This is a genomic window from Paenibacillus hubeiensis (assembly GCF_032334105.1).
In the GTDB taxonomy this organism is placed as follows: Bacteria; Bacillota; Bacilli; order Paenibacillales; family Paenibacillaceae; genus Paenibacillus; species Paenibacillus hubeiensis.
On record NZ_JAVYAE020000005.1, the window covers coordinates 251,255 to 263,981 of the forward strand.

Sequence of the window (12,727 nt, forward strand, 5' to 3'; positions counted from 1 at the left end):
ATGTATGGCGTGTGGACTGTCTTTTTGTCATTTTGCTCGGGCATAATCCTTATATACCCGGCCGCACTATGCGATTCATTTTAGCAGCCCATCTCACGTTTCAAAGCGTTTTGAGCTTGCGAAACAACCTGCTCAATCCCTTCGGGTCCGTCTTGCGGACCGTGATGGAACGTGCACCGTGCATGCCGGCGAACAGCGCCAGCCCTTCCTTGAAATCATCCAGCCACTCGTCTGCCGCGGGCGCGCCTGCTTCAATATGGAGCAGCTGAATCGCAAGCTCGCCCGTTTTCCGGTCCAATCGAGGGTCCATGCGCCCAATCAGCCGATCGCCATGAAGAATGGGCATGGCATAATATCCGTACGTCCGTTTCGACTCGGGCGTATAAATTTCCCATTTGTAATGAAAATCAAACAGATCGACGATGCGCTCTCTTCTCCACAACAAATTGTCCAGCGGCGGCAAAAAACGGACCGGACCGACCGGTTCATAGTGCGCTTCCTCCCGCTGCATCTCGCGCAGCAACGGTTCGTCCTCGGCTCGAATATAATATGGCGCGGCGACTTCCTCCACCTGCAGCGGGATCAATCTCCCGTCCCGCACCCTGGCAGCAAGTTCGGACCGACGCTCGGCCGCCGTTCGCGGAAACCAGCCGAGCCGAGGGTCTCGTCCATCGATGACGCGATAAGCATGCGCATACTTGTCCATCAGCGCCTGCTTTTGCTTTTCCGCATCCCATGTTTCGCCGAACTGCAATCCTTGCTGTTCCAGATGCGCCTCCGTAATCGCAAAATAACGTTCGGTTCCTTGTCTGGCTACAACGCGAATCGCGGCGGAATCCCGCAGCAGGTTAATCGCCAATGACGTATCTTTCGTTTTGAGCATATCAGGGCTGTCCCAATATCCGCTTACCCGCCGGGTCGCCTGAAAGGCCTTCGAAGGCAGCGGTCCTTCATCTCTCAATCGCTGCAGCACGTGGTCTGCTGCTTGGCGAACGTTTTCCAGCGAAGGAGCCAGCCGCTCCCGGTATCTGGCCCGAATCGGCTCATAGGTCGAATAGTCTTCCATCGGAATAACGCAGGCGGCATTGGCAAAATATTCGAATACTTGATGTTCCTTCAACAGCCCATGCAAAATGCCAGGCGTATAACCTGCGTCACGCGCCCCCAGCACCAAATGCTGATTTCCGGTGACGGCTGCGACAGGGTCGATTTGCACGCAGCCGAGGGAACGGATCAGGTTCATAATTTCATCCGGTTGGGACTGTCGGGATGGGGTTGGCCATGGTCCCAATAAAGACTGGGTGTGGAGCAGGAGACGCCGAACCGCAGCTTTGCTTGTATGCAGCACAGTTGTCATGGGTAAAATTCGTCCTTTCCGTACTGAATATAATTCCGGCTTAGATCACTGCCGCTGTCTATCGACATTATCATACCATTCCGATCATTTGTATCCAATTCAAGGGAGATTTTCCGAAAAGCAGCGACGGGGATCAGGCAACGGATTCGGACATCTGAATATTTCTATGTAAAGGTAAGCCTCTTGGTATATAAAAAGAAGCGCCACCATCCTGGATGATCCGCTTCTTATGTTTGACTTTATTCCGTTTTTCCTGTTTGCTCGGCATCACTCTGACATGTTGGGACAAGGCTCCGTAATCCCCATTGACTCTCCGGCTTTGTTCCGGACACCAGGTTCCCGTCCGCTGTGCTTTGCGCAGTGCTTTTTGCGTTTGCGTACGCGCCATCGGTACAACACTCCCTTTGAATTGGTATGCACCAAATATACCATGTGCTGCCTTGCAAGTGAAGGTGTCATCGCCCTGCTGCTTCGAGGAAAACCTTGGACCGCAAATGAACGCCCACGGCAAGCATCACCGTTGACGAACCGTCCTTTTCCTGCGGGATTGCCACGTTTCGATCGGGACGTCGTCGTCGTCTTCAATAAGTTCCATGGCCTCATCGATCCGCCTTGATTTGAACAAAACAATCAATTCATCCAAATCCTCCCGATCCAGCAGCTTCACCCCGTTGACCGCAGCCAATGTGCGGCAAGCCTCGGTATAACGCGCTGACGTCAGCACGATCGACCGATCCGCCTCGTAATAGCGCATGGACGCATAGATTTCCTGCACGGCGCTAAGACCCACCGGATGGTTGGCACCGTACCGCTTGGCCTGGACCACGCTGCGACGGCCTTGCCTGTCCACAAATACCAGATCTGCGCCGAAATCCCGGCTGCTCGTCGTTTTATGCACTTCTCCGTAGCCCATCTGTTGGAACAGATGAAACAGGTACAGCTCGAATTCGGAACCATCCTCCATTTTATCGATATCGCGCATCGTGATCTTCCGCGGGTTGGCTTCCCGCCGTATGCGCCGTCCCCGTTGCATTCGCCGACGTATGACCCATGCCAGCAGAAGCAAAAAAACGATGCAGCCTACCAGCAGCATACTTGCCTGATCGTTCCCATTCATCAGATTTTCTCCTTGTCCGTTTCAGCCCGGCTGCAGTTCAACCACGCCTTCTCATCCGATTAATATATCAAACTTTCGTCCTGGCAGAAAGAAAATGAATGCCTTGTAACCACGAAAAACGACGATAATTCTCCAAACAACGACAATTTATTCCCGTTTCTCTACAAAAGGTTGCAATCATCCCGTTGAACTCATGCAACTCGAAATGGTAGAATTCAACAGTTACATGTATTTCGATAACTGAAAGGTGGTCTATCTCTTGCATCATTCCCACAAAAGAAACACCAAAGCTTTGACGGCCTTGCTGCTCGGCAGCGCCCTGTTCTTCGGCATTACCGGAGCCGGTTCCGCTGAAGCGTTAACGAAGCCTTCGTGGACGTCCCCTTCCGTGGTGTTGTCCGAAGCCAACACGGAAGAACAGGTTTCGATCAAGGAGCTTCATGCAGTTCCCACCAAAAATCTCGTTTATGTGCATACGTCTCAGCCCGTGACCAAAACGAGCAGCAATACAACCCTGGATTGGCAGCTTGACTCTCTTCAAGCCTATGATGCCACGAGCGGGCAGCTGAAATGGAGCACCATTTTTCATGAAAAAAGCGGGCCTTACACGATCTCGTCCAAATCCCTGTACAGCAGCACCGGCACGGCATACGTCTACATGGCATACTCCGATGGAACCAAGAAAGTGTATTCGTATAATACATCCGGCAAAACCAATTGGGTGAAGAACGTTCAGGCTCCTTCCGAGATCTACCTGCTTGACAACGACACGCTCCTGGTCAGCTCAAGCCAAGGCGTTCAAACGAACGGGACCGTTCGCTCCACCCTCTCCCTGTATGATCGAAAAGGGACGTTGACCGGCAGCAAAACGATCAACGGTGCAGTGCTGCAAGCAGGCAACCATCGCGTCGTCGTAGATGCCAGCAAACAAACCAAAGTCGGCGGTTATTGGCAGCGTGCAGCGAATCCGAAGGTCGAAATTTATGATCAAACGCTGAATCGCCTGTCCTTCTACCAGTTCCCGAGCAATGCCAATACGATTGGAGACGGAGGAGGCGAATCCCTTGCCGTACTCGAGGACGGCTCTGTCATTATGCGTGCCAATTTCGCCAATACGGGCAACAAGCTGATGGGCTTCGGAAGCGACGGCAAATTGGCATGGGGACGCAGCATTGCAGGCAACGCCTACATCCAAACGTCTGGCAAGGGTTATACCCTGCTGACCGGACAGAAGCTGGAGCTTTACACAATGAAAGGTAAAGTTACGGAACGTATTTTCAAAGATGAGCAGCCTGTTCTAATGCAGATGGTTCGCACACAGGATGGCATGTACCGACTTGATTTTGCCAAAACGGGATATATCCTCGATCCGGAAACGCTGAAAACCGTGCACACCTATACAAGCTCTACATCGCCGTTGTTCGAAAATGCAGCAACGTACATCGATAACGTGTTTTATGCGATCCGTCAGGATGCGCTGAACAAATACGTGATCCCGTCCGCTTCGTCGGGCAAATAAACTTTAGAGCGCTGTTTTCCTTCTAAATAAACCGTAGAAAACATCCACACGTTAACGGAGATGGTACTGCGCTCGCAGTGGCCTAGTGGGATTTATTATTGCGGTTTATATTATAAAAGGGGACGGCGCTCTTTCATTTGCAACTTTCCTTTTTGGCAATGCATCGGAACCGATGCTATAATGGACAAGGTCGAATCGCTTGACTTATGCGTTAGACTGAGGCGTTGTATTGACGCCATCTTCATTGAAACTCACTTCCGCACAAGTAAGGAGCGCAGCGATCCCATGATTATTCAATTCATTCGATATCGATAACTAGGGGCATAACCTTGAACCTCGCTTTTTTTTGAATGATTGCGAAGGTTTATTTGTTATGCCCTTTTCTTCAGTTATCAAATCTGAATGAATGGGGTGCTGGTCCTTATGTCCATCCAACGAAGAGAACGCAGCGCAGCCTTGCTGCGTCCACATATCCACATGCTTCATTGTCCTTTATGCCATCATGAACTGGCTGCGGTTAATGCCGACTCCGTGCTATGCACCGCAAACCATACCTTTGACTACGCCAGACAAGGGTATATCAATGTTCTGACCCGCCCGTTCAACGGCCGGTATGACAAAAGACTCTTCGCCGCAAAAAGGGAAGTATGGTCCCGCATGGGTCTCTATGCTCCTTTGGTTGCCGTGCTTCGGGAGCAGCTTACGGAACACGCTCTCCGGCAGCGCGAGCCCATCCATGTTCTGGATGCCGGCGCAGGCGAAGGATCGCTTCTTCAACAGGTGACTCAACATCTGCCCGCCGTAGGCTGGGGTATGGATATCGCGAAAGAAGGCATCGCCATGGCCTCTTCGTCCTACGACGGCCAAATCTGGATGGTGGGGGACCTGGCCTGCAGTCCGTTTGCGGACCAACGGCTGGATGCTGTAATCAACATTCTGTCCCCTTCCAATTACGAGGAATTCATGCGAATCCTTCAACCGGGCGGCAGGCTCATCAAAGTTGTGCCGCGAAAGCTTTATCTAACGGAATTAAGGGAACGGCTGCATTCAGGCCGCATAGAGCGAAGCAATCCAGAACATCTGTCGCTTGAGCGCTTCAAAAAGCATTTTAAGCTCACAAGCCGAATTCCACTTACGTATACGCTTCAAGTAGACGAAGCCGTACGCGCTGCGCTCGTGCACATGACTCCGCTATCATGGCATAGCTCGGATGACCAGCTGCAGCAAGCAAGCCACACCCTCTCGCAGATCACCATTGATGTAGAGATCTGGACAGGAGCAAAATAAACAAAAGCCGGGAGCGCTCCAGCAGGAGCCTCCCGGCTTTGTTGCTTTGCAATCAAGAAGTCAGCCTCGGTCAGCCTCCTTACTTCCAGTTGCGTTCTATGAATTCATCCCGTCCGGACATGGCCCGATCTTCCTTGTAATGTTTCTCGTTTTTTTTGTGATAATCCTGATGGTAGTCCTCCGCCGGATAAAATACGGACGCGTCGCGAATCTCGGTCACGATCGGTTGGCTGAAGCGTCCGCTTGCCGCAAGCTCCCGCTTCGAACGTTCTGCCGATTCGCGCTGTCGCTCGTTATGCACAAAAATGGCTGTGCGATACTGGGAACCCCGATCCTGGAATTGTCCGCCATCATCGGTCGGATCAATTTGCGGCCAGTACAATTCCAATAACCGCTCATACGGGAACACCTCCGGATCAAACGTAATTTCCACAACCTCCAAATGTCCGGTTTCCCCTGTTTTGACCTGCTCATATGTCGGATGATCGACGTGACCGCCGGTATAGCCTGATATGATGCCATGAATGCCCGGCTGTTCTTCAAACGGCGTCACCATGCACCAGAAGCACCCGCCGGCAAATGTCGCCTTTTCCATGCTGTTCATCTCCCCTATTTCCATAACACACTTGATTTTCGTAAATATAAGTTTCGCCATCCCGGGCCAAAAATACAGGATTGGCCTTATTCTAACGATAACAGACTTCTCCCCGGTCTGCCAGCGTCACACAACAAAAGAAGGTTAAACGCGGCCGTTTGAAGCGGCCTCGCTTAACCTTCTTCATTCCGAGTCAATCGTCATGCAAGTGCATGCTCTTCAAGCCCGGACTCAACATTCTAACGACAGATTATCCCCGGCTGCGGCCCATGGAGCGGAAAATCAGGCTCACGATCGCCACCAGCACAATGGCCCCGATCAATGCCGGAACAATGTAAAATCCGCCCATCTCAGGACCCATGTCCCCGAGAATGACTCCACCGAGCCAGCCGCCGATAAACCCGGCTACAATGTTTCCGATGACGCCGCCAGGAATGTCACGGCCTACGATCAAACCTGCCAACCATCCAATGATACCACCTACGATTAATGACCATAACCAACCCATGTCATTCACCTCAATTACAAGTTATTGTTGTGTCTGTCTACTATTAACCGTTGAGCCGAATTTTAAACACCCCCACCCCAAAAGATGGTCAGCGTTCTGCCGGATTCATGTAAACAGCATTAGTATAACCTGGATAGGCAAATTTGTTGCATCATGGCCCGTTCCCGCTTTGAAACTTAGAAAAAGCCTACCCGACCCTGGCCCGGCTGCTCCATCCAGTTGTGCTTATGGCTCTTGTCCAGTTCGCCGCGCATACCCTGAATGAGCTTTCCGATGTCCACCTGTCCATGCTGATGCCATTCCAGCGCGGCGCTGACGTACAGTTCCCCGAGTTGGGCCAGCGAAAATGTTTCGGTACGTCTCGCCGCTTCCACCGTGCCCTCCTCGTCCGCAAAGGCGTCGAATCCGCGCTGCCGCAAATATTGCAGCCGCAGCGCTTCGTCGGGCATTGGAATTTCGTAAGCCCTGTCGAACCGACCAGCACGGTTCATGAGGCCCGGATCTATTTTTTCAGGATAATTCGTCGTTCCGATCAGAAAGATGCCTTCCTTCGACGTGGCCCCGTCCAACGTGTTCAGGAAGAACGAGCGCACCTCGGCAGGCATCGAATCGATGTCTTCGATGATCAGTACCATCGGCGCGAGCCGCTTGGCGGCATCGAATACTTCGCGCACGGACTCGCTGGTCGTGTATTCCGTAATCTGCCAGTACGCTGCCGGGCCTGGAATGCTGGCCGCAATCGATTTGACCAGGGTTGTTTTTCCATTCCCGGGATGGCCATAGAGCAAGATGCCCCGTTTGTACGGAATGTCATATTTGCGGTAAAAGGTGCGGTCCGCCTCGAAGAACTGGTCCAGCGAGCGGAAAATTTCCTGTTTGATCTCCTCGGACAATACTACCTCCTCCCGCGTTACGGAACGCGTAATGGACTCGGTCTGCCGATGGATGCCGCTTCGGGCATCGGTGTACACGGTCACCTTCTTCATGTTTTGCTGGCGCTCGCGCTCACGTACGCTGCCTAGAAATTGCTTCAGATGTTCTTCGCCCGCCGCAAACACAAAGTCCTCATTGTAAATGCCGTTGCTGCGGAAAAAAGGGATTCGCACAAGCGCAACGCCCCATTTCGGATAAGCGAACACATTATTGCGAATGGAATACTGCACCCCATAAGACGGCTCGTCCCCATCATCATCGTCGTAATGGAGCGTCCGCAATTCCAAATCCTCGAAAATCCGGGCGACCAGCTCCACATCCGGGCTTTCGGAACGCAGATCTTCATCAAGCAAGCTCCAATACTCGCTGTTCGGGTCATCGCTGGCATATAACTCGTAACGAATTCCGTATCGCTTGTACAATGCGGCAATGATGCCGCGGATCAGGCGAGCGTAAGTAGCATAACCTTCAATGCGGCCATCATGCTTTTCGTCAAAGGCATAGATGGATGAGATGGTGGTATTGTCTTCACTTGGCTTCAAGTTCTGTATCGTCATTTATTTGGCTCCCTTCACGGCCGCAAGCGGTTTGCACTTTGCCACGACCTGTGCCAGCCCTGCGCCGGTCACACTTTCAATAATTTCGTCCACATTTTTGTATGCTTGCGGGGATTCGTCGATGATGGATTCCAGCGAACGCTGGTTCACCACAATTTCATGCTCGGTCCCCACGCCCAGCGCCGACTCGAAATCCTGGACGGTCACGAGCCGCTTCGTTGCCGAACGCGACCGCACGCGGCCTGCCCCATGGCAAATGGAATAATAGTTGTCCGCACCCTGCGGCCGGCCCACCATTATATACGAGGCGGTCCCCATCGAACCCGGAATCAGTGCGGGGTGGCCTGTGGCCAGATAAGGTTTTGGATTATCGGGATGGCCTGCCGGCAATGCCCGCGTCGCTCCTTTGCGATGCACGAATACACTGCCCGCATCCTCATGTTTTTCTTCCCACGCATAGTTATGCATCAGATCGTACAACGTGTGAAACTCGCATTTTGGGCCAAACACTTCGCGAAACGCTTCCCGGATGGAGAACGCAATCAGATGGCGGTTCACCACCGCATAATTGAGCGCGGAATACATCATGTTCACGTAATGCTTGCCCTCTGCATGTTCGAGCGGCGCAAAGACCAGCTTGGGGTCAGACGTCCCGAGCCCGTTCCGGTGCATGACTTTGGCGATGGCCGATGAACTCGTCTGGCTCACATATCCGCCCCAAGCGCGGGATCCCGAATGGATCATTACTACAATTTGGCCGTCTTTCAACCCCCATGCTTCAGCAATGTCGCGGTTTTCTTCAGCAATCTCAATCGCCTGAATTTCGGCAAAATGATTTCCTCCGCCGAGCGTGCCAAGCTGACGATGCGACCGATGCCAGGTCATATCGGGCACAAGGTTCAATACCTCCTCGTCGAAAGCAAACTTGCTGCTTTCCACATGGGTCAGGGAGGTCGATTTTTTGGGCGTATAGCTGTCCGGAATGTATTTTTTCGGCAAACCGTGAAGCCCTTTGCGTACGATGTGTTCCAAACGAAGATCGGAGTAATGCCCGCGCTGGTTCGCTTCCATCGGCAATACCTTCTCAATGGCCTTGACCAACTTCCGGCGCAGTTTCACGTCTTTCAAGTCGTCCTTGTGCAAATTGGTCATATGCACCCGCATGCCGCAGCCAATGTCACTTCCCACGATGCTGGGAGAGACGTATCCGTCCTGCGCATCCCATACTGCTGTGGTGCCAATACACGTTCCTACGCCAACATGCACGTCAGGCGTGTAGCTCATGTACGAAATGCCGGGAATTTGCAAATTGTTGTTGGCCATCTCGAACACCTTATAGTCCAGCGATGAAAAAAGCTGTTGTGCCGCATATACCGTCAGATTGCCTGCAGGCAGGTTTACCTCATGCCGGTAAGCTTTCATCGTATGGTCCGAAGATAACATATTCATATTCGTTTTATTCGTATTATTCATAAACGTTGTACAAACCCTTTCCGTTGTTTCAACATGCAGCTTCATTGGATATCCGCAGTCATGTTAAAACCTTTTGATCATGATTTTCATGTAAATCGTTCATATCGCCCGTTAACGTCCATTGGATTAAAAACACAAAAAAACCATGGACAAATTGCCCATGGCTTCTTGAAGTACAACGATGAATGACAAGGACGGCATTTCGCATGCCGCAGTCAATGATTCATCATGATATAGGTTACGTGAGGCACACCGAAACGGCCGGGAAATAACGCTCCCTGATTCCAAACGATATGCCGCCATTCCTATGTCGCCCGTAAGAGGCCAAAGAGACAATGAGCAGGATATGAAATTGTAAACGTGCTGCGTTGTGCCTGGGTGAAATCATAACCCACCATCATGTCCTTCAGCCTCCCTTCATGAATTGTTATAAACCATATTAAGCTGGTGCCTTTCAGATTGTCAACCCTTTTCTTGGAAAAAGAAAAAACAGGAGTTCTTCCGAACTCCTGCCTCATGCCGATTGGAAATCGTGCATGTCATGCTGCGGCTAACATTTTGCGTCACAAGCCCGCTTGTTTTTCGACCTCGCCGACCGGGTTCTCGTCTTCCTTCTCCGGAACTTTGGAAGACATGAACCAACCGAACAAAGCGATGGCGATCAACACGACGTAAAACCCGAATTTCCAGATTTTATTTTCCGGAAAATGTTCATCCAACACGCCGAGAGACGGATGAGCCAACGTAATTACGGCCAGCTTGACCCCTACCCAGCCAACGATGACAAACGCGGCCACTTCCAGTCCAGGACGGGAATGAAGCAATTTGACAAAGAACGAAGCAGCAAAACGCATAATGACAAGACCGATAAACCCACCAAGGAAGATCACGATGAACTGGCCTCCATCCAACCCCCCGATATTGGGCAGCCCGCTTGGAGGCAAGGCTACGGCCAGCGCGACAGCCGCCAGGATGGAATCAACGGCAAAAGCGATATCCGCGACCTCGACCTTAAACACGGTCATCCAGAAACCGGATTGTTTTTTGGGCTTTTTAGGAGCTTCTTCTGCCGCTTCATCGGTTTTATTGCGGCCGCTCATTATTTTTTTCACGATATGGTTAATAGAAATGTACAGCAGATACAATGCACCGATGGCCTGAACCTGCCACACGTCAACGAGGAACGAAATCAGGAACAATGAGCCCAGACGGAAAATGAAGGCGCCGAGCAAACCGTAAAACAACGCTTTTTTGCGCTTTTCCTCAGGCAAATGCTTAACCATGATTGCCAGGACCAAGGCATTATCCGCTGCCAGAAGTCCTTCCAATACAACGAGTACAATTAATACCCAACCATACTCCAACAATAATGACAAATCCAAAATGACTCCTCCTTAGGTTCTATAGGATGTACAAAAAAAAGGACCTTTACCATCGCTGGCAAAGATCCTTTTTTTGACATATAAAAAGACCTTTACCCAGCATAACAACTTGGTAAAGGTCTCGCTAACAACAAACGCTGCCAATAAAGCCGGGGATGACATCCCGAATTGACGACTTTATTGTAAAAGCTACTCCCCTTTAACGAAGGATATGTAGTTTTCAAAGTTGAATCATTTCAATGTTTCATATAACCTGCTTTAATCATATTCATTACGACATTTGAAGTCAAGCTTTATTTGGGCAGGCCCCACGTTTTTTTTGAGAGAACGTTGAACGCGTGGAATCGGCGTCTCATTTTATTACGTACTGCGGCGACCTTGGTTGCATGGGGTCAAAACGTCTGAAGCCGGCATATCATAGGGAGAACCTTATATTGGGAATGCGGGACAAGGAGGGACCTGCGAATGAAAATAGCGATGGTTGCACCCGAAAAGCTGCCTCTGCCCGGAAACGGATCTGTTGAAATCTGCATTCTGGCCATTGCCCGCGAACTCGCTGAACGGCACGAAGTCACCATTATTAGCCGCACGGTGCCGGGATTTCCGCAGAAAGAACAACGGCAAGGCATCACCATTCGCCGCGTTCCTGCTCCAAGCCCGGACAGTTATACCAGGGCGGTGCTCCGTGTATTGAAAAATGAAGCCTTCGACCTGATCCAGGTCGATAACCGGCCACGATCCATGGCTACCATCAAACGAAGCTTGCCCGACATTCCGGTTGTGCTTTACCTGCATTCCCTCACCTTTGCACAACCGGGGGCGTCCAGACTGGCGATGCTTCGCCAGGCGGACTTGATTGCCGTCAACAGCAGATCGCTTAAGGAGCGGCTTGGTCGCAGATTTCCTTCTTTGAAACAGCACATGCGCATCGTTCCGCTCGGAACCGATTTGAATCGATTTGCTCCTGCAAGCCGTGCCGAGAAAGAACAGCTGCGCAAACAACTAGGGGTCACCCAACCGTTTTGCGTTCTTTACGCAGGAAGACTCATCCCTCGCAAAGGCGTGAATGTTCTCATTCGAGCCGTCGCCATCCTTCAGCAGAAACACCCTGTACAGCTGTTGATTGCGGGTAAAGGGCCGCCAAGTTACGTTCGCAAGCTGCGGCGTTTAGCTGACAGAAAACAGGTCCAGGCAACTTTTTGCGGACAGATCGCCCATGAAAGGATGGAACGATTATATCGTGCTGCCGATTGTATCGTCTGCCCATCGCAAAAACATGAAGCATTTGGCCTCGTCAACGTTGAAGCCATGGCATCCGGATTGCCCGTCATTGCATCGGACAACGGAGGTATTCGCGAGATCATCCAGACTGGAAACGAAGGATATCTGGTGTATGCCTACGACAAACCGGAATCGTTTGCCCTGCGTCTGAATCAGCTCGCATCCAACCCTGAACTCGCCCAAAGCATGGGCCAAAAAGGAAGGATTTGCGCAGTCAGCCGATACAGTTGGTCACGTACGGCCATGCACCTGGAAGCAGCGTATACCCGGCTCATTCGCGGATAGCCGCGAATGAGCTCCTTTGAATTTTTTTCAGCATGATGTTATTGCCCTCCTGTTCTGCCCTCGTGCTTTGTGCCTTGTATCTTCCGGCCCTTGATAAACGAATCCATATGGGGAATGGGCACATGCATCATTTCAATCATCTCCAGAATGATCAGGTCCTTCATGCAGAATCGCACTCTGGCACAGGTCTGTTGGTGGAATACGTCATATACCCCGCTGCCTGTCCAGCATCCATGGGGCACTTCAAGCGAGTTGTTTACGATATAACCGACAGTGCCGATCGGCGGCATGACGACTTTAATGGCTTGACGGTCCGTGCGGTTATCCGGATCCTTGACCAAAAAGAGAGTATCTCCGACATTCAACGCTTCCGTGCCATGATACTTTTCCATTCCTTGCATGGCCACAAATAATTTGATCATCATATTGCTCC

Annotated in this window: 12 protein-coding genes; 3 read left to right on the forward strand and 9 right to left on the reverse strand. The window is 51.3% G+C overall.

The window, feature by feature from the left end:
* Positions 1–100: 100 nt before the first annotated feature.
* The 3 genes from RSX24_RS16395 to RSX24_RS16405 all read right to left on the reverse strand — a co-directional run bounded on the left by RSX24_RS16395 (position 101) and on the right by RSX24_RS16405 (position 2,474).
* Positions 101–1,357: a DNA glycosylase AlkZ-like family protein gene (locus tag RSX24_RS16395; RefSeq protein WP_339274178.1), complete on the reverse strand. Its 1,257-nt coding sequence runs from the start codon at positions 1,355–1,357 to the stop codon at positions 101–103.
* A 133-nt stretch (positions 1,358–1,490) separates the two neighbouring features.
* Positions 1,491–1,745 carry a ribosome rescue factor BrfA gene (gene brfA, locus RSX24_RS16400; RefSeq protein ID WP_236415554.1) on the reverse strand — a complete coding sequence of 85 codons (255 nt, stop codon included), beginning with the start codon at positions 1,743–1,745 and terminating at the stop codon, positions 1,491–1,493.
* 126 nt (positions 1,746–1,871) lie between these two features.
* Positions 1,872–2,474 (reverse strand): restriction endonuclease, encoded by a 603-nt coding sequence (locus tag RSX24_RS16405; protein ID WP_236415553.1) that lies wholly within the window; start codon positions 2,472–2,474, stop codon positions 1,872–1,874.
* 259 nt (positions 2,475–2,733) lie between these two features.
* On the opposite strand from RSX24_RS16405, the gene RSX24_RS16410 reads away from it, so the two are divergent.
* Positions 2,734–3,993, forward strand: a complete 1,260-nt coding sequence (locus RSX24_RS16410) for a hypothetical protein (RefSeq protein ID WP_343261214.1) — start codon at positions 2,734–2,736, stop codon at positions 3,991–3,993.
* A 423-nt stretch (positions 3,994–4,416) separates the two neighbouring features.
* Complete coding sequence (locus tag RSX24_RS16415) at positions 4,417–5,280, forward strand: putative RNA methyltransferase (RefSeq protein WP_343261215.1); 864 nt, start codon at positions 4,417–4,419, stop codon at positions 5,278–5,280.
* Between the two features lie 79 nt (positions 5,281–5,359).
* On the opposite strand, the gene msrA is transcribed toward RSX24_RS16415, so the two are convergent.
* From msrA to RSX24_RS16440, 5 genes are all read right to left on the reverse strand, one after another.
* The gene (msrA, locus tag RSX24_RS16420) at positions 5,360–5,875 is read right to left on the reverse strand and encodes a peptide-methionine (S)-S-oxide reductase MsrA (RefSeq protein WP_236415548.1); all 516 of its coding nucleotides are present in this window, start codon (positions 5,873–5,875) and stop codon (positions 5,360–5,362) included.
* Between the two features lie 250 nt (positions 5,876–6,125).
* Positions 6,126–6,383: a GlsB/YeaQ/YmgE family stress response membrane protein gene (locus RSX24_RS16425; RefSeq protein WP_236415546.1), complete on the reverse strand. Its 258-nt coding sequence runs from the start codon at positions 6,381–6,383 to the stop codon at positions 6,126–6,128.
* Between the two features lie 176 nt (positions 6,384–6,559).
* A complete protein-coding gene (locus RSX24_RS16430) occupies positions 6,560–7,873 on the reverse strand; it encodes an AAA family ATPase (RefSeq protein ID WP_339274184.1) in 1,314 nt (437 codons plus the stop codon).
* A complete protein-coding gene (locus tag RSX24_RS16435; protein WP_438286849.1) occupies positions 7,874–9,322 on the reverse strand; it encodes an RtcB family protein in 1,449 nt (482 codons plus the stop codon).
* Between the two features lie 587 nt (positions 9,323–9,909).
* The gene (locus tag RSX24_RS16440; RefSeq protein ID WP_236415542.1) at positions 9,910–10,728 is read right to left on the reverse strand and encodes a TerC family protein; all 819 of its coding nucleotides are present in this window, start codon (positions 10,726–10,728) and stop codon (positions 9,910–9,912) included.
* A gap of 465 nt (positions 10,729–11,193) precedes the next feature.
* Between RSX24_RS16440 and RSX24_RS16445 the strand changes: the two genes are divergently transcribed.
* A complete protein-coding gene (locus RSX24_RS16445; protein WP_236415540.1) occupies positions 11,194–12,294 on the forward strand; it encodes a glycosyltransferase family 4 protein in 1,101 nt (366 codons plus the stop codon).
* Between the two features lie 38 nt (positions 12,295–12,332).
* On the opposite strand, the gene RSX24_RS16450 is transcribed toward RSX24_RS16445, so the two are convergent.
* Positions 12,333–12,716 (reverse strand): HIRAN domain-containing protein, encoded by a 384-nt coding sequence (locus RSX24_RS16450; RefSeq protein ID WP_339274187.1) that lies wholly within the window; start codon positions 12,714–12,716, stop codon positions 12,333–12,335.
* Between the last annotated feature and the right edge of the window lie 11 nt (positions 12,717–12,727).

Coding starts and splice junctions, on each gene's coding strand:
- RSX24_RS16395 (WP_339274178.1), bottom strand. CDS start 1,357: ATGACAACTGTGCTGCATACAAGCAAAGCTGCGGTTCGGCGTCTCCTG.
- brfA (WP_236415554.1), bottom strand. CDS start 1,745: ATGGCGCGTACGCAAACGCAAAAAGCACTGCGCAAAGCACAGCGGACG.
- RSX24_RS16405 (WP_236415553.1), bottom strand. CDS start 2,474: ATGAATGGGAACGATCAGGCAAGTATGCTGCTGGTAGGCTGCATCGTT.
- RSX24_RS16415 (WP_343261215.1), top strand. CDS start 4,417: ATGTCCATCCAACGAAGAGAACGCAGCGCAGCCTTGCTGCGTCCACAT.
- msrA (WP_236415548.1), bottom strand. CDS start 5,875: ATGGAAAAGGCGACATTTGCCGGCGGGTGCTTCTGGTGCATGGTGACG.
- RSX24_RS16425 (WP_236415546.1), bottom strand. CDS start 6,383: ATGGGTTGGTTATGGTCATTAATCGTAGGTGGTATCATTGGATGGTTG.
- RSX24_RS16430 (WP_339274184.1), bottom strand. CDS start 7,873: ATGACGATACAGAACTTGAAGCCAAGTGAAGACAATACCACCATCTCA.
- RSX24_RS16435 (WP_438286849.1), bottom strand. CDS start 9,322: ATGAATATGTTATCTTCGGACCATACGATGAAAGCTTACCGGCATGAG.
- RSX24_RS16445 (WP_236415540.1), top strand. CDS start 11,194: ATGAAAATAGCGATGGTTGCACCCGAAAAGCTGCCTCTGCCCGGAAAC.
- RSX24_RS16450 (WP_339274187.1), bottom strand. CDS start 12,716: ATGATCAAATTATTTGTGGCCATGCAAGGAATGGAAAAGTATCATGGC.